At 46.3% G+C, this 341-nt stretch carries 1 protein-coding gene; it reads right to left on the reverse strand.

Going from position 1 to position 341, the window contains the following annotated elements:
• Window positions 1-341 (reverse strand): ACT domain-containing protein (locus tag A3762_RS07060; RefSeq protein WP_156493313.1); only part of this gene is annotated, 341 nt, incomplete at both ends.

Raw genomic sequence — 341 nt, forward strand, 5'->3', positions numbered from 1 at the left:
ACCACACCTGCTGTATTTGAAAGTTGCTCGATCTCACTAATTGCCAGATTCACGACATCTTCTTTTACTTCATGAGTGAGCATAATTACGGGCGTCATATCACCAACCTGCTCGTTTTCTCGCTGGGTAATCGAATCAATATTGATCCCGTGCTTACTCATAATGCTAGTAATCGATGCAAGAGCTCCCGGTGCATCCGTAGCCATCACTCGCAAATAAAACGGACATACAACATCACCAATTTCAATGATGCTGGTATCCTTGAGAGCTTCCGCTTCGAACCCTAAGCCCGGAACAATCGGTTTAGCGCCGGCAACTAAAGCACGCGCCACATCTACTAC

Source organism: Oleiphilus sp. HI0125 (assembly GCF_001635355.1).